The 26485-nt window shown below is 44.5% G+C and carries 16 protein-coding genes; 3 read left to right on the top strand and 13 right to left on the bottom strand.

What is annotated here, in order from left to right; all coding sequences use genetic code 11:
• Positions 1-35 precede the first annotated feature (35 nt).
• From CW749_RS16015 to hemL, 13 genes are all read right to left on the bottom strand, one after another.
• On the bottom strand, positions 36-2441 hold the full coding sequence (locus CW749_RS16015; protein ID WP_101113272.1) for a N,N'-diacetylchitobiose phosphorylase: 2406 nt from the start codon (positions 2439-2441) through the stop codon (positions 36-38).
• Between the two features lie 84 nt (positions 2442-2525).
• Complete coding sequence (locus CW749_RS16010; protein ID WP_101113271.1) at positions 2526-4445, bottom strand: family 20 glycosylhydrolase; 1920 nt, start codon at positions 4443-4445, stop codon at positions 2526-2528.
• Positions 4446-4450: 5 nt separating this feature from the next.
• Positions 4451-5335, bottom strand: coding sequence for an N-acetylglucosamine kinase (locus CW749_RS16005; protein WP_101113270.1), 885 nt, complete (start codon positions 5333-5335; stop codon positions 4451-4453).
• Complete coding sequence (locus CW749_RS16000) at positions 5332-7128, bottom strand: glycoside hydrolase family 9 protein (protein WP_101113269.1); 1797 nt, start codon at positions 7126-7128, stop codon at positions 5332-5334. The genes CW749_RS16005 and CW749_RS16000 overlap by 4 nt, the downstream gene beginning before the upstream one ends.
• Before the next feature lie 93 nt (positions 7129-7221).
• On the bottom strand, positions 7222-8217 hold the full coding sequence (locus CW749_RS15995; protein ID WP_101113268.1) for an ABC transporter ATP-binding protein: 996 nt from the start codon (positions 8215-8217) through the stop codon (positions 7222-7224).
• A 46-nt stretch (positions 8218-8263) separates the two neighbouring features.
• Positions 8264-9247 carry an ABC transporter ATP-binding protein gene (locus CW749_RS15990; RefSeq protein WP_101113267.1) on the bottom strand — a complete coding sequence of 328 codons (984 nt, stop codon included), beginning with the start codon at positions 9245-9247 and terminating at the stop codon, positions 8264-8266.
• Between the two features lie 2 nt (positions 9248-9249).
• Positions 9250-10275 carry an ABC transporter permease gene (locus tag CW749_RS15985; RefSeq protein WP_101113266.1) on the bottom strand — a complete coding sequence of 342 codons (1026 nt, stop codon included), beginning with the start codon at positions 10273-10275 and terminating at the stop codon, positions 9250-9252.
• A gap of 2 nt (positions 10276-10277) precedes the next feature.
• Positions 10278-11264, bottom strand: coding sequence for an ABC transporter permease (locus CW749_RS15980; RefSeq protein ID WP_101113265.1), 987 nt, complete (start codon positions 11262-11264; stop codon positions 10278-10280).
• Positions 11265-11421: 157 nt separating this feature from the next.
• Positions 11422-13101 carry an ABC transporter substrate-binding protein gene (locus CW749_RS15975; protein ID WP_101113264.1) on the bottom strand — a complete coding sequence of 560 codons (1680 nt, stop codon included), beginning with the start codon at positions 13099-13101 and terminating at the stop codon, positions 11422-11424.
• An 898-nt stretch (positions 13102-13999) separates the two neighbouring features.
• Positions 14000-17389 (bottom strand): ATP-binding protein, encoded by a 3390-nt coding sequence (locus CW749_RS15970; protein WP_101113263.1) that lies wholly within the window; start codon positions 17387-17389, stop codon positions 14000-14002.
• A gap of 242 nt (positions 17390-17631) precedes the next feature.
• On the bottom strand, positions 17632-18657 hold the full coding sequence (gene rsmC / locus CW749_RS15965; protein WP_101113262.1) for a 16S rRNA (guanine(1207)-N(2))-methyltransferase RsmC: 1026 nt from the start codon (positions 18655-18657) through the stop codon (positions 17632-17634).
• Between the two features lie 90 nt (positions 18658-18747).
• Positions 18748-19833, bottom strand: coding sequence for an AI-2E family transporter (locus CW749_RS15960; RefSeq protein ID WP_101113261.1), 1086 nt, complete (start codon positions 19831-19833; stop codon positions 18748-18750).
• Positions 19834-20084: 251 nt separating this feature from the next.
• Positions 20085-21377, bottom strand: a complete 1293-nt coding sequence (gene hemL / locus CW749_RS15955; RefSeq protein WP_101113260.1) for a glutamate-1-semialdehyde 2,1-aminomutase — start codon at positions 21375-21377, stop codon at positions 20085-20087.
• A 200-nt stretch (positions 21378-21577) separates the two neighbouring features.
• Here hemL and erpA point away from each other — a divergent pair, with 200 nt between their 5' ends.
• From erpA to CW749_RS15940, 3 genes are all read left to right on the top strand, one after another.
• A complete protein-coding gene (erpA, locus tag CW749_RS15950) occupies positions 21578-21919 on the top strand; it encodes an iron-sulfur cluster insertion protein ErpA (RefSeq protein ID WP_101113259.1) in 342 nt (113 codons plus the stop codon).
• A 243-nt stretch (positions 21920-22162) separates the two neighbouring features.
• Positions 22163-23245, top strand: coding sequence for an efflux RND transporter periplasmic adaptor subunit (locus CW749_RS15945; RefSeq protein WP_101113258.1), 1083 nt, complete (start codon positions 22163-22165; stop codon positions 23243-23245).
• Between the two features lie 12 nt (positions 23246-23257).
• Complete coding sequence (locus CW749_RS15940) at positions 23258-26443, top strand: efflux RND transporter permease subunit (protein WP_101113257.1); 3186 nt, start codon at positions 23258-23260, stop codon at positions 26441-26443.
• Positions 26444-26485 lie beyond the last annotated feature (42 nt).

Raw genomic sequence — 26485 nt, 5'->3', positions numbered from 1 at the left:
CAAGAACCGTTAGGTTATCTAAGACCAACTAAGAGCTAGCCAAGAACAACGACAACGTCGTTGATACTGCCTTCAGCTTGTACTGGAACTACGCCGCTTACCGCTTCGCCATTCACAGTGATAGATTTCACGCCCTTGCTGACGGAATCTGGGTTTTGCACTTTAATGTTGTACGTTGCTCCACGCCATTGACGCGTCACTTCAAATCCAGGCCATTCGGTTGGGATACAAGGATCAATACTTAAGCCTTCAAATCCAGCACTTACACCAAGAATAAAGTTGGTCACGGCGAAATATGCCCAGCCAGAAGTACCCGTCAACCAAGGGTGGTTTGCACGGCCATGATCTTGGTGGTCGCGACCCATGATGAACTGAACGTAGGAGTAAGGTTCAGCAACACGCTTTTCGATGTTCTCGTTTTGGTTGTATGGGTTCAGTGCATCGAAGAACTTCATTGCACGGTCGCCACGGCCCAATTTCGCTTCTGCAACCCATGCCCAAGGGTTCGGGTGAGAGAAGATCGCACCGTTTTCTTTTACGCCTTGATAAACACGAGTAACAAAGCCGATGTCGTCGTTTGGAGTAGCGAAAGAAGGCGCGTTTAGGTGCAAGCCGTATTCAGAGAATAGGTTCTCATCAACCGCGTCCATTGCTTTTTCGCCGCGCTCTTGAGATACCGCGCCAGATAACACCGCCAGAGTATTGGACTCTAGGTGTACACGCCCTTCTTTTTGCTGGGCTGTACCAATTTTTTCACCATTCTTTGTTAGACCACGGATGTACCAGCCACCTTCGTCGTCCCAAAGGTGCGTTTCACACGCTTCACGAACGTTTGCTGCCATTTCAGTGTACTTAGCAACATCTTCATCGTTGCCACGGTATTTCGCGAGGTCGATAAATTCTTGCAGTGCCCAGAAATGAAGGAATGACACCATAGATGACTCACCGCCACCTAGGTTCAGACAGTCGTTCCAGTCTGCGCGCAGACCTTTACAAATACCTGTTTGTCCAACGTATTTAGCCGAGAAGTCTAGGGCAGCTTTCATGTGGTCATAAACGGACGCATCGCCACCGTCTGCGTATGGAATACTTTCGTCGAAGAAACTTTCTTCACCCGTTTCCATAACGTACTTACAGATAGTAGGAACCAACCATAAGTGATCATCTGAACATGTATCTTCAATACCGTGGATCTTGTCTTCGTCTGAAGGCGTAGGAACGACGGTAGGCGATTTCGAAGGCTCAACGTCAGCTTTTTCAGGATCAAACCAATCAGGATCAAATAGGTGCAAGCCGTAGCCCGCTTTAACCTGACCACGTAGAAGATCGACGAGACGCTTACGTGTCATTTCAGCATTGGAGTGAGGCACCGAAATGGCATCTTGCGCGGTATCGCGGTAACCCAAACCAGTACGACCACCTACTTCAATGAAAGAAGCAAAGCGAGACCAAACTACACATGTTTCTGCTTGGTATAGCGTCCATGTGTTGATCATGGTATCCAAGCCTTCGTTTGGTGACTTCACTTGGAACTTGGCACAACGCTCGTCCCAGTGGGCTTTAATGCCATCAAATGCGGCATCCACTTCATTGAGGTCTTGGTACTTTTCACGCAGGCGCTCGCCGTTGCCTTTACCAATACCTAGAATGTACGCAAAACGCACTTCTTCACCCGGTTGGATAGTGAATTGCTTGTGCAATGATCCACAGTGGTTGTAACAAGTTTGCGCAGTGTTAGAACACTTGCCGTTTTCAACTGCGATTGGGTTTGCTTCGTCGCGGTAAGCACCTAGGAAACTGTCTCGCTGACCATCGTATGAATCTGGGCTGAACGTAGAAGCCAGGTAGTAGAAGCCTTCAAAGTCATTTGTGTTGTAGTACAGGTCATACTCAATCACACCCTCTTTGTATTCTGTACCTGCAGAGTACAGAGACATTTGGTGGTTTTGGTTATCTGATTGGATATGGCTGAACGAGAATTCAACAAAAGAAAACGCACTGATGGTACGAGGCTTATCTGATGTGTTTTTAAGAACAACATCCCAGATTTCTGCATCTTCGCCTTTTGGTACAAACAGTGTTTTGGTCGCAGTAATACCCGCATATTCACATTTGAATTTTGAGTAAGAAAGACCATGACGAACTTCGTAGTTCGCTTCATCTAGGCTTTTTGCCACTGGCTGCCATGAAATTGACCAGTAATCACCTGTTTCATCGTCACGCAGGTAAACGTAATGCCCTGGGCGATCAAGTGTCGCATTTGGACGAAACTTAGTGACACGGTTGTATTCTGGAGAGTTATAGAATGAGTAACCACCTGCGTTATGAGAAATCACAGTACAGAACTTTTCCGTGCCTAAGTAGTTTGTCCATGGCGCTGGTGCATCTGGACGCGTAATGACATATTCACGATTATCGTTATCGAAATAGCCGTATTTCATGGTTCTTTCCTTTTAAACAAACTGCGAAGGGTTGCAGTAAAAAAACGAGTAATTTCTTCGTCTAAGCCGTTGCTTGACGCAATGTTAATCTTGCCAAGGCGAGCGGTAATTCACGCCCAAGCGTTGCCAATGAGGCAGATGTCCTTTCAATCTGGACAAATAGTCCAGCCAATCTCGTTGTTTGGTTTGGCTCCAACTGACTTCCGCTAGTGCAGAAATTCGTGGGAATACCATGTATTCAAGACGAGATGGGTCTGATATTTTTTCACACCATAAGGCGCACTGAATTCCCCAGATTCTTTGGCGAATTGGGTCATCATCTGAAACTTTATTTAATGGTTCATAGTGGTAAGCCAGCTCAAGAGGGATTGGGTTGGCCCAGTCGACTCCCGGCTCTTCTGGCGCGTAGTCTTGTGTCATGTCGAGGTACGTGGTTTGAGCAGGTTGAAGCACGACGTCAAACCCATCTTTTGCACATTCCAATGCAGCTTCTTCGTTCACCCAAGAATAAATAACGGTCTCTTTAGAGACTTTATTGCCGTGTTTCGCTTCTTCCCAGCCCAACATGCGTTTTCCGAGGGACTTCAGCTTTTTCTCAGCGTGGCGTAATAGATGTCCTTGCAGTTCTTTGGCATCTTCATAACCAAACTCTTTCATCATTGCTTGGCAACGAGGGCTTTTGGTCCAAACATTTTTGGGAACTTCATCTGCACCAATGTGAACGTAAGGCGAAGGGAACAAATCTGAAACTTCGGTGAGCACGGTATCCAAGAACTGGTAAGTGCCATCAATGGCTGGAGAAAGCACATTGTCGGAGTAGTTTTGGATACTTAAATATTCGGATTGATCTTCTTTATCGACTAATAAGTCGGGCAAAGCTTTGATCGCTGCGCGGCAGTGACCAGGAATATCAATTTCAGGTATTACCGTAATGGCACGTTGCGCGGCGTATTCGATGACGTCCTTTATGTCTTCTTGCGTATAGAAACCATCATAAGGTGTGGCTAAATGGCTGTATTGGGCATCATTTGCCATTCCAGGTCCGCGTTTAGCACCGATGTCAGTTAACTCTGGAAACGCTTTAATCTCGATTCGCCAGCCTTCGTCATCGGTTAGGTGCCAATGGAAGTAGTTAAACTTGTAGTAAGCAAGATGGTTAATCATCTTCTTAACTTGCTCAACGCTGTGAAAATGCCTTGCGCAATCGAGCATCATGCCGCGGTAGCTGTATCTCGGGTTGTCTTTAATGGCTACGCATGGAACGTGAGTATTGACCTGCTTAGCCGAGATAAGCTGCATCAAACTTGCACATGCATGCATAAAACCAGAGCGAGATCCGGACTCTAATGTTATTGACTGCTCTTGAACGGTAAGGTTGTAATGACCTTTATCGAGCGTAGGATTGCTCCTAAAGATGACATTTCCATTTTCGTTGCGTGTCAGGTTGATACTAGCCGTATGGGCTAATTCTTCTATCAGCCATTCCGTTGCTTCCTCCGCTAACGATGTCGAAACTGAAACACCGGTCACCTCAGTGAGCGCAAATGTTCCATCCTGCTGCGTAATGCTGCTTGGTTTGGGAATTAATGCGATATCTGCCGCTTCTACTTGTGGAATGCTTTCGCGCTTCTTGTAAGGAGACAAGAGAGCAATGGGCGTAATATCAACTGATAGGTTTTTCGAACCTTCGCCTTGTTTGATTTCAAGGTAGGCATCATCAATACCATCGGCAAGATAGCGAAATGGGAATGTATTCGTCGAAAATTCGATAAAGTAATGATGGTTGGCAGCAAGGGCTTCACTATTCTGAGGCGTGAGAATGCAATGGCTACCGACTTGCTCTACATTGCCTTGCGTTAAGGTATCCGTAAGGATGTATCGATCTAATGAAAAATGCAGTGCCCAAGAAGAGATATCCTGATCACTCAAATTATGGAGAGTAAGACCAAAGCGAGCGACGCCATTTTGCTCTGAAAGTACAGCAAGATCGACACGATAATTCATAAATATTACCTCAGAGTAAATAGGTTGTGCTCTGGTTTGCCCGCCATCATGATGCCGCCTTCGATGGCATCGTGTTTAGGTGTCACAATCCAGTTTTGTACAGGGGGAGATAGCCATTGGACGATGCGTTCGCCAATACTGCCCATTAGAGCGATGCGTTCTGCCCCTCTTTTGTTCAATGCCACTAAGAACATTTCAACATCGGAAGCAGTTTGCTTAAGCATTTTTATACCCAGTTCATCACCTTGGTAGGCGTGCTCGAAAATCGCGGGAGAGAACTGACCATAATCACGAGGCTTTGCTGTTTTAGACCAAGTCACGATATTGTCTATGTTATTGTCGAAATGGTTCATGACATGTTGAGATAGCGGTGTTTTTGCAACGATCCCGTCTTCAGCTAATAGCACCTGTTGAATGAGGTGTAACCCCATAACGGCGCCGCCACCTTGATCCGAGATAGGAAACTCTCGTCCACCGACAACATGCTGTTCGCCGTCTTTCAGCAAAATACCGCAAGACCCAGTTCCGGCGATCATAATGGCGCCATTTTCACCATTGTGAGCACCCAAACATGCACCATAGGCGTCTGTATTCAGCACGATGTTGGCAAAAGGGTGTGGCAGAGCCATAAAATCTTGCCAGAAGGATTCTTGTTCAGCCCCAGCCAATGCCATGCCAAGATGCATGTTATTTAAATCGGCATCAGATAAACCACCTTGTTTAGCGGCTTCTGTTACTGCCGTAATAATGGAATCCATGGCTAATTGGACACCTAACATGATATTGGCACTTCCACTTTTGGCTTCGCCTAGTGTTTCGCCTTGTTCATTTCTAATGCGAGCTCGACACGAGGTGCCGCCGCCGTCGATACCGACAAAATACTGAGTCATTCGTTTGAATCCTGAGGTTGACCTACGTCTTGTGTTTGAACAGAAAACTGCGCCATGATGGCAAGCAAGTACCAAGCGCCATGCGGGATCCATTGTTCACCCCAACGCCAGTTTTGAAGCATGTCGTCTTTCTGACCTTCTGGGTTGAAAGCGATGTCTTCTTCGTCGTCAAAGCCACCTGTTATCCCGTTGCAAATACCGCCTTTGGCGTTATAAAAACCATATTGTGGTAAATAATCTGGGTTGTTTTTTCCGTATCCATCTAGCATGCACATGTCATAGGGATTGAGACCAACGATCCAGTCGAGACAGCGCTGAGCATAAGCTTGAGCTCTAGTTTGCAACGATTCAGTGAGATATGGCTTCGCAAGGTAAACCATGCTTGAAAGAGAGCCCAAGCGAGCATTTTCGCCTTGCCACCAATACCCAGATTCATTTTCGTGTGCGACGAAGAATGTATCTCGTTTTACGCCATTTACCGACTTAACGTATTGGCGAGGGTAACCAAATGGGTTATCCACGTGATGAGTGATATTAAATTCGAACTCAACCGCTTTATTGATGACTTCTTGGACTTTTTCTTTTTGCGATTCGCGTCTTTCAATAGACAAATATTCACAAAGAGCAATAACGGGTAACCCCGCTTCTGCTGCGTGATAATAAGGGCGACTGCCATCGTCTGTGGCAGCCCAGTAATGTTCAAAACGTGCGTCGGTCAGCTGGCGTAACGATAGGCGGTTCGCCCACATTTGCGCCTCCGACAGGTAGCATTGCTCGCCAGTGGAGCGGTACAGCTCAACACTGGCCATCAATGCACAATACTCATCAATAATGTTCTCTACACCATCATTGAGGTAGCGAGTATTGTACTCCTTTAAGTGCCAGTAGCCTTTTTCTGCCGCTTCTAGGTAATGTTCTTGCGAAAATTCGCCACACATATCTAGCCGAGAAGCGGAAGCTAGGGCTGCGATTGCTATTCCGCCACCTTGACGAAAACCTGCATGGTAGTCGTCTTTTTTGTGGCCGTCCTGCGTTTCGTAGGCACAAATCTCCCGTTGCTTTATGTCTTTGCTCCATTTGTCAAAGACCGTCATATAAAAGAAACCCTCCGGGTGTTGCATACGGGCTAAGAAGTCGGCACCAAACAGTGCTTCCTCTATTAGCCTCACCCGAGAATATGCTGCAAAGTCAGAGCGTTCCTCCACTAACTCTAAGCCTTTCAACATATTCCATACGACCATTGGAGTTTGTTGAGGGTTTAAAAAATTGGCATAAGACAGGTGGCTCATATATTTACTAACGTCACCTGATGCATCGTACCAACCACCTCGAACGTCGACAGTTTTGTCTGAGTTCAATAGAGGGATAGTGCGATCTTGTTTCTCGTAAATCCCACCACAACGTTGGGATTTAAAATAATGAAGGACATCCGAGAAGGTAGTGTTCATCAACACACCTTCGCGAATATCGAAGGGAGAAGATTGCAACTCATTAACTTGCAGCAAGAAGCGACCAGATTCCGAAAATTCTGAAAAGTCGATTTCGCAAAATAGCCCTTGATGCCAGTGAGCAACTTGAGTGGCTTCACCAATCTGGAATGAAGCAACAATTTCTTCAGACGCTGTCTTCTTAGAAGCCATGTCTTCCGAACCAATGCTTCCAGAAACGCTGTCTTTAGAGTCTGCTCTTACCAGTAGAGCCAGGCTGCCTTTTTCGAGTGCTTGGTCAACACAAAGCACCGCGTGCTTAGCGCCTGAAGCCTCATAGCCTATCTGGTTAGTTAAGAGTTGCATTGGGTTCTCCCGTAAATTAAATCAGTGAGGCACAAATCGGTGCCTCAATATCTTTTATAGCTTTCTTCTTGCGAAGCTTGGTTTTCGTACAGATCAGTTTTCGTACAGATAGCAACGGACAAAGTGATTGTCTGATAGCTGAGTAACGCCCGGTAGCTGCTCTTTGCATTTATCGGAAACGTGGGTACAGCGACCAGCAAACGGACAACCTGCCGACTCTGGTGTCCAGAGAGGGATGTCCCCTTTGTTGCCTTTCAACTTTTCATGGATCGATTTCTTTGGATCCGGCACTGCCGATACTAAAAGCTGAGTGTAAGGGTGTTGAGGATCGTGAATGATCTCTTCAGTGTCTCCCCACTCAACCATATGACCTACGTACATAACGGCTAAGTCTTCAGCGATGTAACGTGCAGTTGCGATGTCGTGAGTGATGTAAAGCAAAGACATCTGCTTTTCAAACTTCATTTCTTCCATCAGGTTTAGTACACCTGCACGGATAGAAACGTCTAACATCGAGGTTGGTTCATCAGCCAAAACGACCTCAGCTCCAACGGCAATGTTTCTTGCCAAATTAACACGCTGGCGTTGGCCACCAGAAAGCTGGTGGGGGAACTTTTCTGCCGTTTCTTTTGGCGGAATAAGTCCGACTTGCTCAAGAAGATCGTATACGCGTTCTTCGAGCTCTTTTTTATTACCAGACGTGATCTTCTTATGGATCAGTAATGGGCGTGCAATATGGTGGAAGATATTATGCGTTGGGTTCAATGAACCAAACGGGTCTTGCCATACCATTTGAACACCTTCGCGATAATGCATCATGTCTTTGCGACTACTAATGCCTTGAATGTCACGACCTTTATATTCGATAACGCCTTCAGTTGGGGCGTACATTTTTGCGATCATTTTTGCTGTTGTGGATTTGCCTGAACCAGACTCTCCAACCACTGACAGACCGCGGCTTTTATACATTTTGAATGACACGTCGTTAATGGCACGCATCATAGGTTGGTTTAAGGAATTACTGTTGATAGGGAAGTCTTTTACGACATTCTTGCCTTCAACCAGTAGTTCGCCAAAATCTTTGCTCATAATTGTCTCCAGTTTCTCTTTTCGCTTTTTTTATTTTTTGTTGGCTCTATGCTTTGGCCGTCGCGATTGGTTGTCCATATAAATGGCAGTTAGAGAAGCGGTTTGGTTCTATTTGACGCAGTGTTGTTGCATTAGTCGTACATGCTTCGTGTACGCGGTCGCAACGTGATTGGAATCGACAGCCCTGCGGAATTTCCAGTAAGTTCAGCGGGTTGCCAGGAATGCCAGTTAACTTGGTTTTTGGACCTGTTAATGGAGGGAAAGAACTTCCCAGCCCTTTAGTATATGGATGGTATGGGCTTTCCAATATTTCCTTAGAAGGGGCAACTTCAATCAATTCACCTGAGTACATGATGCCGATGCGGTCTGAGAATTCGACCATCAACGATATATCATGAGTGATGAAGAGAATGGAGAAACCAAATTCCTCTTTTAATGCGTAGATCTTTTGTAGGATTTCTCGCTGTACAACCACATCTAGTGCTGTAGTTGGCTCATCCATAATGATCATCTTAGGATTTAGTGCTAACGCGATAGCGATAACCAGCCTTTGACGCATACCGCCAGAGAATTGGTGCGGGAAGTCATTTAGGCGGCTAGGGTGGATATCAACAATTTCCAATAACCCTTCTGCACGACGTACAGCTTGTTCACGTGTCATATTGGTATGACGCATAATGACATCGCAGAATTGCTCTTCCATCGTGAGGACTGGGTTGAGCGCATTCATAGCGCTCTGGAACACCATCGACATTTCACTCCAGCGGAACGACTGCATACGCTCGTCATCGTATTTAAGGATATCTTCACCATTGAAGATAACCTGTCCGCCAGTAATGAATGCTGGCGGCTTATGAAGACGCATCAGTGAAAATGCAACAGTGGATTTTCCGCAGCCTGACTCTCCAGCCAGCCCGAAAACTTCCCCTTTACCTATGTCAAAACTTACGTGGTTACAAGCGCGGACATCGCCCGCGTCTGTAATGTAGTCCACGCACAAATCTTTTACAGAAATGAGTGGCTCAGTCATGATTACTTGTCTCCGCTCCAAAGTGCATTTTGTGGTGGAAGATCTGACTGACGTTCTTTTTGGTCTTGAGCGTTGAGTTTTTTCCAACGCTTCATACCTTTATGAGAACGCAGCTGTGGGTTAGCAATTTCATCTACTGCGAAGTTAAGCAATGCAAGACCAGTAACAAGAAGCGTCAATGCCATACATGGAGCAACCAGTTCCCACCAAGCGCCAATGAGCATTGATGAAGAGGTTTGCACGTTGTAAAGCATGATGCCCCAGCTGATGGTGCTTGGGTCACCAAGACCTAGGAACGAGATTGTCGCTTCCATCATGATGGCGTACATAACTGAACCGATGAAGCTTGCACCTACAATTGGGATAAGGTTTGGCAAGATTTCAACGAAGATGATTCTCCAAGAAGACTCACCCAATACTTCTGCCGCTTTAACAAACTCTTTCTCACGCAACGCCAGTGTTTGCGATCGAATAACCCTTGCGCCCCAAGCCCAGGATGTACACCCAACTATGATGGCAATGGTTAACGGTCCTGCCTCCCCAATAAATGCCGCCAGTACAAACAGGAGCGGATATTGTGGAATAACAAGCATGATATTCATTGCGGCTGTCAGAATGTCATCGACTCGACCACCGAAGTAACCGGCTGAGATACCTATGATAGTGGCTAGGAAACAAACGGTAATACCAGCACCAAAGCCGACTGAAAGCGACACGCGAGCACCGTATGCTAGCTGGGACCATACGTCACGACCCATACGAGTTGTTCCGAAAATATGGTCTGCTTTTTTCGACATAAGCAGAGTACGGCGGTCTGTAGCTAGCTTTTCAGCAATAAAGCCATCCGGGTTGTTCTGAGCGGCTTTTACAACAAAGCCAGGGTATTCGTGTGGCTTACCAGTACGCTTATCCGGCGCATGTTTCGTAATAATAGGTGCAGCCAAAGCCATGAATAAGAATAGGCTCAGAATAACGACACCAATCATAGCAACGGGGTTGCTCCAAACTAATTTAGCGAAACCTTTCATGATTATTTGCCTCCCTTACGTAGGCGTGGGTCAAGAACCACATACAACATGTCTGCAACCAGGTTAAAGAACAGCATAAACAGGGTCATAATGAGTAGTTGTCCCTGAAGAACTTGGTAATCACGAGCGTGAATAGCGTTAAATAGCACTGAGCCAAGACCAGGGTAGTTAAAGATGATTTCGATGATAAGCTGGCCACCGATCGCCATACCAAGAGACATAGACAGTGCTGTCACACTTGGAAGTAAGGCGTTACGAGCTGCGTAGTTGAATACCACACGGTTTTCGCTCAGACCCTTACCTTTCGCCATGGTGATGTAATCTTCAGCCAATAGGTTGATCATGTTGTTACGCATGTTTACCAAGAAGCCACCGATTTGTACTACTGAAGCACAGAATAATGGAAGAACAGCGTGGTAAGCGGCGTCTTTATAGAACTCCCAGCTTGTCCACTCTGGCAATGTACCCGCCGTGTAAGCGTAACCTGTAGGGAACCACTTAAGGCCAATCGCAAAGGTAAACAAAGCTAGCATCGCGATAACAACCTGCGGTACCGCTTGAATGATCAGCATACCTGGAGTGATGAAGGTGTCGTAACGGCTACCACGTTTCCACGCAGCGAAAATACCTAAAATAGAACCGATTGAAAATGATAGAACAACGGCAGTACCAGCTAGGAAAAGAGACCAGCCAAACGCGCTACCTAGTAGTTCGTTTACGCTAAGAGGGTAAAACTGAATTGAAGTGCCCAGTTCCCAGCTTAGGATGTTTTTCATGTAGGCAAAATACTGTACCCAAATTGGACCATCCACAAAGCCCAGAAGTTGTTTCATGGCTTCAATACGCTCAGGTGTTACCTGAACAGAAGCGTTAGCGAACATCATGGTAACAGGGTCACCTGGCATTGCTCGCGGAATGATGAAGTTCAAAGTGGCTGCAACTAACAGCGCAATAAAGTAAAACGACAAACGTCTTAAAAAATATCCCATAACTTATACCTTACTCACCCAGATTTTTTACCTGATCCTGGATTCAGGACGCCCTTTTTGGAACGAAAAACCCCCTGACGACGAGCGCCATACCTTAAACAACTAGGGAGAGGGTTTAGAGAGCGGTGCACGGAATGCGCACCGCAAAGGTTATTGCTTACTTAACTGGTTTTAGGTCCAGTACGTGAAGCAGACGCTCAGGGATACCAGCCCAAACATTTGGACGTCCCTTAGGATTCTTCTCACTCCACCAACCTGTGAAACGAGCTGTGTTGTATTGGTACATGTAAGCACCAGACATTACAGGAATCGTTACTTGGTTAGATGCGATGATTTGCTGAATACCATGAGCGATTTCAAGCTGCTCGTTTTTGTTTGCAGTCTTGTAGAAGCTGTCTAGAAGTGAATCTAGCTTGCTGTCTTTGAAGTAGTGCATTGCAAAACGAGGCATACCTGCACCTTCTTGAAGGTTTGAGTTGTATGCACTGTTCCAGTATAGGTACGGGTCAGCACCGTGGAAGTAGTTTGTGTATGCAACATCGTAAGTACCTTCAAGCATCGCTTGGTTGTACACAGAGAAGTCTGGTGTACGAGCACGTGCTTTGATGCCAACTTCTTGAAGTTGCTCAACCGCTAGCTGTACTGTGTTGTTGAAGTCAGTCCAACCATTTGGAGACTGAACCAACAGCTCAAAAGACTTACCAGATGGAGTATCAACGAAACCATCGTTGTTTACGTCTTTGAATCCAGCTTTCTTCAGAAGTGCTTTAGCACCATCAACATTGTACGTGTTGTAGCCCTTGTACTTGTTGTGAGTCTTTTCATCAGACCATGCTTCAAACGCATAACCTAGACCAGATGCGAAGTCATTCACTGTACCGCCACCGTAGAACGCGATGTCGATGATAGTTTGACGGTCTAGAGCCATTGAGAATGCACGACGGAATTCAACATTGTTAAGTGCTTCGTTCTTCGCTGCATCTGGGTGCTTGAAGTTTACAACAAACGCCTGAGTACCTGCTGGCGGGTACCAGTAGTGGTGTTTAGGGCTTGCTGCTGCGTAAGTACGGTCGATGTCTGGAATGAATGAAGAAGTCCAGTCCATTTCGCTGTTTACAACTTTACCTAGGAACTGGTCGTTGTTTGCGATTTGTGGAACACGCAGACAATCAACTTCTAGGTTATCGTTGTCCCAGTATTGTGGGTTACGACATTGAACGTAAAGTTGAGGTGTAAAAGTAGCAATCTCTGTGAACGGACCTGAACCTACAGGGTTCTCGTTCATAAACGTTGTTGGATCTTCAACTTTAGACCAAACGTGCTCAGGTACGATAGAAACTTTAGCAATTTCGTAAGGTACATTTGAGTTAGCTTCAGTCAAACGGAAACGTACTTTGTACTCGTCGATTTTCTCAACGTTTGCAACCCAGTTGTTTGTACCGTGTTGGTCAAGAGCCGGTGTTTTCTTTACAAGATCGAAAGAGAATACAACGTCGTCTGCTGTGAATTTTTCGCCATCCGACCATTTCACACCCTTACGGATGTCAAAGGTTACGCTCATTAGGTCGTCAGACATTTTGAAGTCTTCAGCCAAACGCATAACTGGCGTGTTGCCGTGCATTTCGTTAAACACAACTAGAGGCTCGTATAGGAAGTCCCAAGTTGTGTGAAGGTGAGTTGCGCCCAAGAATGGGTTGAAGTTACGAACGAACGTGGTGAACTCTTTAGGGTGAATAGTCAGTTCACTACGCTCTGCAGCTGAAACTACAGGAGCGACGGCAGTTGCTGCAGCAACTACTGCGACTGCTAGCGCTGTCTTCTTAATATTGGCAAGCATAGCTGTTCCTTACTCATTGCTTTTATTTCACTAAATGGATGTGAATGTCATCAATTGATAAACACTCGCCGCGGCTATCCCAACATTCTCCAACTTCGAAAATTGAGAGAAGTTGGGTGGCCTATAGCCCTCGGTCAAGGCTAAGAAAACACCTTGCAGAGTAAATGGTCAAATAGGGTGTACGTTAAAAACGTTAAAACCGCGTTTAACTACGTCATAAACGTCAAAATAAGCTTCGGTGTGTGTTTTTTAGTCAGTTTTTTTGATGTGATCAATATCTAATAAAGTGCTGTTTTATAGTGTTGCTGTTAGTATTTACTAACTGTTTGTTCTTTGTTTTTTATGGCCTGTTTCAGGCTTCTCTTTTTAAAGAGATCTTACTCACTATGCGGTTCTTACGTTAATTTACATCGATAAAATTATTCTGACAATTTGTTGTGACTGGCTTCTCAAAGACGTAACAAAACGGGATGTTTACCTGATAAATTCGTAAAAATAACGAAATTAGAGGTGATTTAGGTGTGCGATTTTAAGGTTAATTTAAACGATAAAATAACCCAGTTATTCTTGAAATTAGGCGAAAGATAACAGTAAAAAAAACTTAATTCGGTAGGGGGTTTTCTTAATAAAAATACTGAGCGTAGAATAGAAAAGTACTCAATTGTAATACCTTTCTAGAGGTGAAAAGGAGGCTTGAAGGTTTGCTGCCTCTTATTTAAATCAGCCTTGGATAAGCTAGAATATTGCGCTTTATACGTAACAGTTAAAGTGGGATGTGATTGGCATAAGGCATTTGGTTGAGTAGAAAGAGTAACGAAACCAGCAATAAAAAAGGCTTCATAATCGAAGCCTTCGTTTGCATTAATGAACTCTTTGCTCTAACACATCTGAGTGCAGACTATGAAGTCAAAAGTTTTTGCAGCTTGTCTCTCAGTGTAATCAACTTTTCACGTTGACCGCTAGGCGTATGGCAATGCTCTAGTATGAACTCGATAGAGTTAATGACGGTTCGCCACCTTGGCGTTTTTGGTAGTGTTTCTACCCTTAAATACTTATCAAGAGTTCGGGTTTGAAGCGTACTTCTGTCTAGGTATACGCGCCATAGCCCACTTTGTTCAGCAAAAGAGAACTTAGTTTGACCCGTTTCTGACTCCCAGTAATCGATGGCTGTCGTCATTGAATCGACGAGAATTTCTCTCATTAGCTCCTGTTTATCACCACCGCGCCCCGATACTTTGTCGGCGATACGTGTAAACTCGCCGCCTAATTCTTTGAGCTGTTGGAGCTTACCTTTATCCCCTTCAAATGCGTAACTTGATAGCGCCTCTACGGCGGTTTCTAGGTTGTTAATTCTCGCAGCGTTCAGGCCGCCACCAACATTGAAGATATACATATAGTGGATATCAGAGCCTTCTGGGAGCTTAAGCACATCCGCAGAAATGTGGTCGCGTCGATCGTCGACGTATACATCAATACCGCCGCAGAAGTGGTCTTCCTGAAGGTTGAGGTATTTAGGAGCGATAACTTCATCGCCATTAGACCGTTTAAGTTGCTCTTGCGTCCGCTTAAACAGTTTTGCTGCTGCTTCATTTGCGAAACGGATTCGACCATCATCCCGCAGACAGAGAATAGCTTCGGGAGCAGATTCTAATTGCTCAAGCAGCCTACCTTGTGTTTCAAGCAAGTTTGCCTCTACAAGTGCACGCTGTTTTAATTCAGCTTGAAGTTTGTCATTTTCAATTCGTCTTAGCTCCGCTTTACCTGCTGCGAGGTGAGCTTTAATACGCGATGCTAGTTCTAATTTGTTGAATGGCTTAGTGAGATAGTCATTGGCACCGCTATCAAAGCCTTTGATTCTGTCGTTAGTTTGACTTAAAGCGGTAAGCATGATGACAGGTAACTCAGAGTGGTCATAACTCAACCTGACTTGCTCGCATACTTGATACCCGCTTAAGCCTGGCATCATAACGTCTAAAAGGAGTAGCTCAGGCTTCTCTTGCTGAACCAATTCTAATGCTTCAGTCCCATCTTTCGCTGTTTTAACTCTATAGCCTTCCATTTTGAGGAAGCTGTCTAGAATCTGTAGGTTCACTGGTTCATCATCAGCAACGACAATCAGTGGACCGTCTGGGTTTTCAGGTAGTGAGTTTTCATCCAGTTTGGCGCTGTCTGAACTATCGGGCGCCTGAAAGTGGCTTTGTGTTGTCCCCAATTGTTTGGATATCGAAATCTCTTCCTCGGAGGCTAAAGGTAGCGAGAAACTGAATGTGGTTCCCACTAAAGGCTGGCTGCTGACATACAGTGTTCCACCCATCAGTTCTATTAACTGGCGGCTAATCGATAGCCCTAGCCCTGCGCCTTGTCGATAGCGACTAGAGTCTTGTCCTGCTTGAATCAAGGGCTCGAATATATGTTCAAGCTGTTCTGCCGGTATACCTTGACCGGTATCGACAACTTGTACCCTAAGTTTCTCGTCGAGTACGGTCGCGGAAATAACGATTTTACCTTCCGACGTGTACTTAATAGCATTACCGATTAGGTTGTAAAGTACTTGCTCAATACGCTGAGGATCTGCGGAAACCAAAGGAAGATCCATTGGGACTTGATTAATGATGCGAATGGATTTGTTCCCCAACAAATGCTGAGACAATTCCAAAACAAGTCGAGTCGATGAGGATAAGTTTACCGCGGATGCTTGAATATCTAAGCTGCCATAGCGCATCTTATGGTAATCGAGCAAGTCATCAACCAAAGTCGCCAGCCGCTGACCGCTGTTAATGATGATGTCGAGTTGGTGTTTCTGATTGGCTGGGATAGGACCGTTTGCGCCACTGATGAGAGCCTCGGCAATACCGACCATTCCGTGTAGTGGGGTTCTTAATTCATGCGAAGTTGTTGCCAGAAATTCATCTTTTAACTTGTTGGCGAGTTGTAATTCATCATTTTGGGTCTGAATCACCTTCAAGTGCGCTTCAAGCTCTTCATTCTGAGATTTGATCGTTAGAATTTTCTCACGTATTGAGCGCTGCATCCGCTGGAAGCTGACACCTAATCTGCCGATTTCATCTTTACGTTTTGTTTCAAACATCACTTCATCAAGATCACCTGCCGACACTCGTTCAGCAGACCAAGTTAGCTTAAGAAGAGGGGAGGTAATAAAATTAGACAAATAATGCGAACAAATCACCACCAAGATAATGGCGATAAACATGGCGACCACAAACACTTTTTCAAGCTGTTGTATTCGCGCAAAAGCTTCTGCTTCTGTACGCTCAGCAACTAATGCCCATTCAATGTTTTGGATTTGAATATTCGTATACGCGGCAATAATGTTTTCGCCAGAGGTGTTTACAAAGGTTTTTACTGACGTTTGATCGTTTAATGCAAGCTCGATAATCTCGGCACTTTCGTCAATTTCTTCTTGAGATACGTTAAAAATACGAGCTGCTTTATCTTCACCAACTAAGAAAGCCTTGATTGTTTTACTCGTAGCAGCATCTTCAAACAGCGACAAAAGTTTGGTGCTCGGCAAACGAAATAGCGCGTAGCTGTGTAAGTATTCATGTTGCACAATGGGCGCGGCAAACCACGCAACATGTTCGTTGCCTTCTAAAGCAAAGTCCGACATGGCGATAGGCGTGAAATCTTGGTTGTCTTTGTGCTTTCTAACTTTTTCTTTTAACGCGTTAAAAGTTTTGCCTAGATTACTTTTACTGTATTTTCCAGTATTTAGATTAGTACCGTAATTGTCATATTTATTTAGGGAATAAACGACATTACCATCCATATCTACTAATAAAATATCGTCAAAATCGCTACGTTTCAGCAAATCAACGTAGCGGCGGTGATAGCGTTTGTGCATTAATCGGTAGCGCTCACTACCCTGATAGTCTTCGGATTCTGGTAATACCGATGTTTTTATTTGATCGCCAGAACCTTGTATATAACGCTGTTGTGCATAGTCTCGGGCTTGCTCAATAGTCTCGCCCAAGTTATTGAAAGCATTTATTAAACCGTAGAACCTTCCCCCGCTATTATACGCCAGTTCAGAACGGACAAAGCCCATCACCTCGGACTCTTTGGCTTCGAAGTAATCGAGCAACTGTTGTTTTTTTGTATCTCGAACTGAAAGGAGGTGAGACGTACTTTGTTCTTGTAAATCTTTACTATGGGACTGGAGAAAAAACAGCGCGATCATAGTCAGTGGCGTGATGCTCAAAACGAGAAAAGCCACCATTAACGTGTGCTGAAGACGTTTAAATTTTTGTTTTTTATTAGGTTTAAACATAAGTGTCGTTTAAAAAAGCCTATTAACAACTCAAGCCGTTTTCGTAAGCTGCGACGAAAACGACAAAACGGGAAATGATGATTTTAACGTTTATACGAGGTTTTTTTTCTTAATCAAGTAAGTGCCATATAAATCGTGGTCAATAACGCAAAAATTGAGTCTCGCTTAGCAAGAGTCGCATGAGTATTGGTGCTAAAGCAACGCCAGCATGAGAGATCAGGCTGGCAGGTAAACTCAATCTGTTATGCTTTATTTGCTTGGTAAATAGCGAACTTTGTTGTTTTGTCAGCTAACTCGCAGTGACCAAATGCTTTTTCAATAATTGGAGGATATTTTAGAAAGCTATTGGCGACGATGTGTAATGTCCCTTTTTTATTCAAGTAAGCAGGGGCTTGAGCCAACAATGTTTCTGTCGCACTGTAGCTGGTATCTAAGCCTGAATGAAACGGCGGGTTAGAGATTAAGAAATCATAAGAATCATTCACGTCTGAATACACGTCAGTTGCAAACACATGACCTTCAGTATGGTTGGCTGCAAGTGTTGCTTTCGAAGAGGCAACAGCCAGTGCGCTGACATCACACATAGACAAGTTAATTCCTGGGAATTGATTCGCCATCGCAGCGCCAATAACCCCTGCGCCACACCCGAAGTCGAGCACTTTTCCAGCTAAGTTAGGGAGCGTTTTCAATAGCAGTTGAGTACCAAGATCAAATTCACCATGGCTAAACACACCCGGTAGACTTTTTATTGTTAAGTCAGCTCCGCCGATGTTTAATGAGTAGCTTTTGTACCATTGCTGAATGTCAAACTCAGCGGGCTCAGAGGTACATTGCCCCCAGTAAAAAGAGCAACGGCGCGCTGAATCGTATTTCTTGATGACGCCATAAGGTTTGAAGAATTTCTCTATACTTTTGATACCAGAACGGTTTTCTCCAATGATGACAACTTCTGTATCTACACCGAGTTTGCTCATCAACATTGCCAACAGATATTCAGCTTCAGCTTTTGCTTTTGGCCAATACAGCAAGATGAGATCAGCCTGACTTGGCGCTGTGAATTCTTCACCGAAAAAACGTTGAATAGAGGCGTGGTTTTCGAGTTGGCGATAGTAACCATAATGTGTGGTAAATACCGAAACACTTTCACAGTTCTTGGCGAGTTCTATTGGAAACAGATCTTCTGCTTCGCCCGCAACCAATACGTGTTTGCCATTAAAATATTCCAGATTTCGCTCTGCAATTTGGCTAGGAGCGGTAAATGCTGACATGAAAGGATCTCGAAAAGAAAAATATGGTCGGATTCTCGCACAATCCGACCATAGCTTGAAGTGCCTATGAAGGAATTAGGTCAACAGATTTTAACTGTTGTCTTGTTTATTTAAGAAGGTTTGGAACTCTTCTTCATAAATAGTGAATAGCACCATGGTGACAGCAAAGATAAGTGGACCATAGATTAAACCTATTAACCCGAACAGCTGGATACCCCCTAATAGGGAGAAGAAAATCATCAGTGTATTCATCCCGGCACTGCCCTGCATTAGTAGGGGGCGTAGGATGTTATCGATAGAACCAACAATGACGACACTCCATATGGTTAAGAAGATTGCCCAACCCGTATCACCTGTAACAAATAGGTAAATTGCTGCAGGTATCCATATTAAAGCGGTACCAACCAGTGGAATGAAGGAAGCAAACCCCATCATGGTTCCCCAAAATAGCCCCGGGAAACCGGCTAGCCACATTCCAATACCACCAGCCAAGCCTTGCGCTATCGCAGTGAGAAATGACCCTAAAACTGCCGACTTTGATACTTTCTCAATTTCTTCAAGTAGCCTGTCTTCTTGGCTTCGAGAAAGAGGAAGGATATGGCGGATCGCTTTGATGATTTTGTCGTGATCTCTTAATAGAAAGAAAAGCACAAACAGCATCAAGAAGAAATCCATTAAGAAGTTGGTCGCATCTCCAAGTACTTTGGCACTAAATGCCACTAACTGAGAACCAAACTGAGAAACAAACTCTGCGACTTTTTGGGCAATTTGCTGCGGGTCTATTGCATCAAAAGGCAGATACTCATTAATAAAACCGAGCGCTTTGATAACAAAAGGATGCGATGTGGCTTCTTGAATTCCGCCATGAGTTAGCCAGTTATAAGCATTTTGAGAAAAACCGGCTCCTTGCTGAACAATGGCCGTAAATACGGCTAATAAAGGCAAAACAATGATGACAGTGAGTAACACGCAAGATAAGACAGATGCGGTATTTTTGTAGTTTGGCATTTTGTTTTCTAGCCACTCATGCACTGGAAACATAAGAAGAGAAATAATGAACGCCAAAATAATGGAGTTAACGTAGGGCTGGACAAGCAAATAGCACGCATAACCAGCAGCCAAAAGTGCGAGTACGAGTACCCAGTGACTGGAAGATAACTTGAGTTTATCTGACACGGTATTGCCTCTAATCTTTTTAGTCTGTGCATTATAATGGCGGTAATACAATTGGTTATCAACAAAAGAAAAGCGTTATGGCGTGTTGTAGGAAAGAGAAAGCGTGCTCAGGAAAAAGAAGTCGATTATCGCTATTTATATTATGTGTTTGTGTACTTCTCGCTTTAGTAATTTTCAATTGGCGATAAAAAGGGCAGCAAAGGCTGCCCTAAATAGACTGATTCTTATTGAATTCAAATAGGTATAAGAACTTATGCTTCAGAAGCAAGGATCGCAAAACAGCGGTCTGCTGCTTCCAGCGTTGCATCAATTTCTTTGCTGCCGTGTGCCAAAGAAGTGAAGCTTGCTTCAAATGCGGAAGGTGCAAGATAAACACCGTGATCAAGCATAAGGTGGAAGAATCGTTTAAAACGCTCAATATCGCATTTTGTGACGTCTTCATAGCTAGTTACGCTAGTCTGATCCGTAAAGAAGAATCCAAACATCCCACCGACTTGGTTCACAACCAAAGGAATACCATTTTTATCGGCTAATTCTTTGAATCCATCAGCCAGTTGCTTGGTCACGTCGGCCAGACGTTGTTCATTGCCTTCGCACGTTAATTCCTGCAAACAAGCGTAGCCAGCAGCCATTGCCACAGGGTTACCAGAAAGGGTACCCGCTTGATAAACAGGTCCAGTTGGTGCGATATGCTGCATGACTTCTTTCTTACCACCAAACGCACCGACGGGCATACCGCCGCCAATCACTTTACCTAACGTAGTCAAATCTGGCTGAATATTGTAGTAAGCCTGAGCGCTACCTTGTGCAACACGGAAGCCCGTCATGACTTCATCAAAAATCAGCAAAGCACCTTCTTGATCGCAGAGGCTACGTAAACCTTCGTGGAAACCATCGACAGGAGGAATACAGTTCATATTACCCGCAACAGGTTCTACAATAATGCAGGCGATTTCCCCTTTGTTTGCAGCAAACAGCTCTTTTACCGACTCTAGATCGTTAAAAGTCGCAGTAAGAGTATATTTAGCAAAATCGGCAGGTACACCCGGAGAGCTTGGCTGACCAAGGGTGAGAGCTCCTGAGCCCGCTTTCACTAACAGACTGTCTGCATGACCATGATAACAGCCTTCAAATTTCAGAATTTTATCTCGACCAGTGTAGCCACGAGCTAATCGAATCGCACTCATAGTGGCTTCAGTTCCAGAGCTCACCATGCGAAGTTGCTCCATTGAAGGAACCAATGTCGACACCAACTCCGCCATTTTGATTTCCATCTCTGTTGGTGCACCAAAACTCAGTCCGCGATTAGCGGCTTCTACTACGGCATCGCGAACAGCAACATGGTTGTGACCTAGAATCATTGGTCCCCATGAACCAACATAGTCGATGTAAGCTTTACCATCAGCATCAAAGATAAATGCGCCGTCAGCTCGTTCTATAAATAGCGGTGAGCCACCTACGCCATTAAAAGCGCGTACAGGGGAGTTAACGCCTCCCGGGATAATATCTTGCGCTTTTTGATACAGCTCGGCTGATTTGGTCATGGAGAAATCCTTATTTAAGTTGAACGCACGCATTGTAACGGTAACCGTGATTTTTGCATTATCCAATTTAAAGTTTTGTGTGACTTAGGTTGAAATAGGCAATACTTGAACGTAACAGTCAGGTATTAGATAATCAGCTAATAATCGAAATTTTAATAAGTCGGCGTATTGATGAAATAAGCCGCGTGAGAGAGGTCGTTGTGAGTGAAATAAATGTACCCTTGTCCTTTTCAGATACGGCGGCAGCACGTGTAAAGCTCCTAATTTCTGAAGAAGAAAATCCAGAACTAAAACTGCGTGTATACATCACTGGAGGTGGTTGCAGCGGTTTTCAGTATGGATTTACTTTTGATGAGTCCGTCAATGAAGGTGACTCGATTATCGAAAATGATGGTGTTGTTCTTGTTGTAGACCCTATGAGTCTTCAGTACCTAATGGGGGGTATTGTTGATTACACTGAAGGTTTAGAAGGCAGTCGCTTCTTCGTCAACAACCCTAACGCTACGACAACATGTGGTTGTGGAGCATCATTTAGCGTGTAGTCGCAGTTTTAATACGTCCTTTAATTCCATGAAAACCCAGTAATTTACTGGGTTTTTTCATTTTTTTGTGAGTTTACTTGCAAAACACTGTTCGGTACGGTGTATTGTTTCCGTATACTTGATTAGCATTGGGTCATTCAATGTTAATCTGAGCTTAAGGTTGCTCAGATATAATCCCCGTCTAAATTGAGTCTTTTGCGTTAGGAAGTCGTATAAGACAAAAAAATATAACAAGGAATTTGTATGCCAGTTGCAAGAACTAATGGCTTTTTCTCTCAACGCCCTTGGCTAGTTTCCCTCATACTCGTTACTATTCTCACCGTTTGGCTTGGTCTTGGCATTCTGAAAGCGGAAGAATCTCCCCAAAGTAATAAGCAAGAAGAAACCATCCCACTCGCAAAGGTTGTTGTTGATAGTTTTATAGCTCAACCCACCGCAAAAAATATTAACCTCTATGGTCGTACCGCACCAAACCGTGAAGCCACTCTCGGCGCAGAAATCGCTGGAAAAATTATCGCGCTCAAAACGAGTAAAGGTGACTTTGTTAAGAAAGGACAAGCCATTGCCCAAATAGACAAGGCGGATTTGGATATTAAGCTTGAGAAAGCCAAAGCGTTATTGACTGTAAAAGAGAAAGAATTTAAAGCAGCTAATTCTTTGAAAAAAAGAGGGCTACAAGGTGAGGTGGCTTACAGTAATGCTCAAGCTGCTTTAATCGATGCGCGAGCTGGTGTTCGAAATGCACAATTGGCACTAAATAATACTGAAGTTAAAGCACCTTTCTCTGGCTTTGTAGAAGACATGATGATTGAAGTCGGGGACTTCGTTGGTGTGGGTGATCCCGTCGCGAAAATCTTAGATCTTTCTAAGTTGGTTATCGAGGCAGACGTCAGCGAGCGCCATGTTCATCAACTGAAACTGAATCAACTTGCTTCTATTCGCTTGGTGACTGGTGAGATTATTGAAGGGCGTTTACGCTATCTTTCTCGTGTTTCCTCTTTATCTACCAATACGTTTGCCATTGAAATTGAAATTCCAAACAAGGGGCAGAAAACACCAGCAGGTGTGAGCGCTGAAGTTGATCTAGAGCTAGAGACTCAGCTCGCTGTTAAAGTAACGCCTGCAATGCTAGCGCTAGATGAATCTGGGAATTTAGGCGTGAAAACGGTTCAAGCCAAAGACATAGTTAAGTTTATTCCTATTCAATTGGTTAAAGCGGAACAAGACGGTGTTTGGCTGACAGGGCTAGGCAGTAAAGTGGATATCATTACTGTTGGTCAAGGATTCGTCCGTGATGGCGATTCCGTAATCGCTACTCGCCAATAAGAGGGCTGTATTATGTATTCTGTAATTGATGCAGCACTCTCACGTAGCCGTACAATGCTGACTTTGTTGGTCTTGATTTTGGTTGCAGGAGTAGTGACTTACCAAGCGATCCCCAAAGAATCCAGCCCGGATATTACCATTCCAATTATTTATGTGTCTGTTGGACACCAAGGTATCTCGCCTGGAGATTCAGAGCGACTGCTTGTTCGACCTATTGAGCAAGAGCTACGCTCAATTGAAGGTGTAAAAGAGATGAATTCCACCGCTTCAGAAGGTCATGCCTCTGTCATGCTGGAATTCAATGTTGGTGTTGACCTCAATAAAGCAATGGCTGATGTTCGTGAGGCTGTGGATTTAGCCAAAGCCAAGTTGCCAGCAGACAGTGACGAACCAACCGTTAACGAAGTAACTTTGGCTTCCGAGCAGCCGATTTTATCTGTTGTGCTATACGGGACAGTACCGGAACGCACTATTGTTCAGGTGGGGCGCCAAATACGAGATAAGCTGGAAGGCTTCCGTCAGGTTCTTGAAGTTGATATTGCTGGTGACCGCGATGATGTTGTTGAAATCATTGTCGATCCGCTTCTCATGGAAAGCTATGGCCTTGATCAAGGCGATATCTACAATCTAATTGCTCAAAATAACAAAGTTGTTGCAGCCGGGTTTGTTGATACGGGCTATGGACGATTTTCTGTCAAAGTGCCTTCGGTTTTTGACTCTCTAAAAGACGTCTTAGAACTACCGGTAAAAGTCGATGGAAAACAGGTGATTACATTTGGTGATATCGCGACCGTAAGACGCGCATTCCGAGATCCTGAAAGTTACGCTCGACTCGATGGTGAGTCCGCTGTCGTTCTCGATGTGAAGAAACGAGCAGGCGAAAACATCATTGAAACTGTTGATCTGGTTAAGCTGGTTCTAGCAGAGGCACAGAAACGTGACGATTGGCCTTCTAACCTGTTAGTTAAATATACATGGGATGAGTCGAAAGATGTGAAGACCATGCTTAATGATCTTCAAAACAATATTCTTTCTGCGATCATTCTTGTTGTCATCGTGATCATTGCGATTCTTGGTACGCGAACGGCTTTCTTAGTTGGTGTATCCATTCCTGGATCATTTCTTACGGGGTTGTTGGTTCTCGCGATATTTGGCTTAACGGTTAATATTGTCGTTCTTTTCTCGTTGATCATGGCCGTCGGTATGCTGGTAGATGGTGCCATTGTAGTTACCGAATTTGCAGACAGAAGAATGCAAGAGGGTGTCGATAAAAAAGACGCCTACCGCGATGCAGCAAAACGAATGGCATGGCCTATTACCGCTTCTACCGCTACTACGCTGGCGGCATTTGCTCCCTTACTATTCTGGCCCGATACCACGGGCGAGTTCATGAAGTATCTACCGCTGACGCTAATTGCAACGTTAAGTGCATCTTTGGTCATGGCGCTATTGTTTGTTCCAGTTCTTGGGGGGCTGTTAGGTAAACAGCAGTACGTTTCTCCCGCTAAGCAGAAAGAAATGGTGGCCTTGCATGATGGCGACTTTGAAAAAGCGACTGGTTTAACAAGGGCATACTATAAAACGCTGTCTGTGGCGATTAAGCATCCTCTCAAAATTCTATTTTCTGCAATCTTACTGGCTGTTGCCGTAGGCTTTGCTTATAACAAAGCCGGTCTTGGTGCGGAGTTCTTCCCAGAAGTTGATCCTCCATTCTTTACCGTAAAAGTACGCTCACATGGGGATTTATCATTACGTGAAAAAGACACCATCATGCGCGAAGTTGAAGCCGCTGTTTTAGGGCACGATGAATTTGAGAGTGTCTATACCAAAACAGGTGGAAAAGATGAGATAGGACAGATCCAAATTACCCCTATTGATTGGCAGTATCGTCGTAAAGTGACCGTCATTATCGAAGAGCTTCGTGAAGTGACAGACAAGTTTGCAGGGGTCGAGATCGAATACAAATTCCCAGATGCAGGTCCCCCAGTAGAGAATGATTTAGTCATCGAGATGTCTTCAAGCCAACCTGATAATTTGGACGAAGGAGCGAAAATTGTACGCCATTGGGCGGATTCATATCCTGCGTTCACAAACTTGAATGACACATCCAGTAAAGAGGGTATCGACTGGCAAATCGATATTCGACGCGATGATGCTTCACGTTTTGCGGCTGATGCAACCTTAGTAGGAAACACGGTTCAATTTGTCACAAACGGATTGAAAATTGGTGATTACCTTCCCGATGATGCAAATGAAGAAGTGGATATTTTGGTTCGATTCCCTGAAGACAAGCGAGATATTGGACGCTTTGATCAATTGAGAGTCAAAACTCAACAGGGGTTAGTGCCAATTACTAACTTTGCAGAAATTAAACCGCACCAAAAACAAGACGCGATCCAACGCCTCGATGGGCACCGTATCATCAACATCATGGCTGACATGAAAGAGGGTGAGGAATATAACCTAGCTAATGAACTGCCTAAGATTGAAGAAGCTTTGGTGAAACTAGAGCTTCCTGCTGGTGTGGAATACAAGATTCGAGGACAGAATGAGGAGCAAGAAAACTCGTCTGCATTTTTGCAAAAAGCGTTCTTGATTGCGTTGGCTGTGATGGCGTTGATTCTGATTACCCAGTTCAATAGCTTCTATCAAGCATTCCTAATTTTGAGTGCAGTGCTGTTTTCTACTGTTGGTGTGTTTGTTGGTTTGTTGATTTTCCAAAGACCATTTGGCGTGATTATGTCAGGAATTGGTGTTATTGCGCTTGCGGGTATTGTCGTTAACAACAATATAGTACTTATTGATACATACAATCAGTTGAGAAAGCGCGGTTTAGATAAGAGCAATGCGATATTACGCACCGGAGTTCAGCGTCTTCGTCCAGTTATGTTAACCACTGTGACCACTATTTTAGGTCTTCTGCCAATGGTATTGGAAATGAACATTGACCTTATTAATCAGAAGATAGAGTTTGGTGCGCCAAGTACTCAGTGGTGGTCTCAATTAGCAACTGCTGTTGCGGGTGGGCTGGCATTTGCGACAGTGTTAACGTTGGTCTTGACACCTTGTCTGCTCATGCTTGGTAGAGAGCCTAAAACAGAAGTCAAATCAGATGACTCTTCTGTTATTGGAAAAGCAGAGTCAGAAACTACTGGTCCCGAAAAAGCAGAGCTTGAATTGGTAAACGAGGCATCGTAACTTCTTTCACTACTCTCACTTAAAAAGAAAAACGCCAGCTTA

This window comes from Vibrio sp. vnigr-6D03 (genome assembly GCF_002835515.1).
Classification (GTDB): Bacteria; Pseudomonadota; Gammaproteobacteria; order Enterobacterales; family Vibrionaceae; genus Vibrio; species Vibrio penaeicida.
Note: the sequence above shows the minus strand (reverse complement) of the source record. Positions and strands in the feature narration are given on the sequence as shown.

Excerpts from the sequence above, each read along its gene's own strand:
- CW749_RS16015 (WP_101113272.1), bottom strand. The coding sequence starts at position 2,441 with ATGAAATACGGCTATTTCGATAACGATAATCGTGAATATGTCATTACG.
- CW749_RS16010 (WP_101113271.1), bottom strand. The coding sequence starts at position 4,445 with ATGAATTATCGTGTCGATCTTGCTGTACTTTCAGAGCAAAATGGCGTC.
- CW749_RS16005 (WP_101113270.1), bottom strand. The coding sequence starts at position 5,335 with ATGACTCAGTATTTTGTCGGTATCGACGGCGGCGGCACCTCGTGTCGA.
- CW749_RS16000 (WP_101113269.1), bottom strand. The coding sequence starts at position 7,128 with ATGCAACTCTTAACTAACCAGATAGGCTATGAGGCTTCAGGCGCTAAG.
- CW749_RS15995 (WP_101113268.1), bottom strand. The coding sequence starts at position 8,217 with ATGAGCAAAGATTTTGGCGAACTACTGGTTGAAGGCAAGAATGTCGTA.
- CW749_RS15990 (WP_101113267.1), bottom strand. The coding sequence starts at position 9,247 with ATGACTGAGCCACTCATTTCTGTAAAAGATTTGTGCGTGGACTACATT.
- CW749_RS15985 (WP_101113266.1), bottom strand. The coding sequence starts at position 10,275 with ATGAAAGGTTTCGCTAAATTAGTTTGGAGCAACCCCGTTGCTATGATT.
- CW749_RS15980 (WP_101113265.1), bottom strand. The coding sequence starts at position 11,264 with ATGGGATATTTTTTAAGACGTTTGTCGTTTTACTTTATTGCGCTGTTA.
- CW749_RS15975 (WP_101113264.1), bottom strand. The coding sequence starts at position 13,101 with ATGCTTGCCAATATTAAGAAGACAGCGCTAGCAGTCGCAGTAGTTGCT.
- CW749_RS15970 (WP_101113263.1), bottom strand. The coding sequence starts at position 17,389 with ATGTTTAAACCTAATAAAAAACAAAAATTTAAACGTCTTCAGCACACG.
- rsmC (WP_101113262.1), bottom strand. The coding sequence starts at position 18,657 with ATGTCAGCATTTACCGCTCCTAGCCAAATTGCAGAGCGAAATCTGGAA.
- hemL (WP_101113260.1), bottom strand. The coding sequence starts at position 21,377 with ATGACCAAATCAGCCGAGCTGTATCAAAAAGCGCAAGATATTATCCCG.
- CW749_RS15945 (WP_101113258.1), top strand. The coding sequence starts at position 22,163 with ATGCCAGTTGCAAGAACTAATGGCTTTTTCTCTCAACGCCCTTGGCTA.
- CW749_RS15940 (WP_101113257.1), top strand. The coding sequence starts at position 23,258 with ATGTATTCTGTAATTGATGCAGCACTCTCACGTAGCCGTACAATGCTG.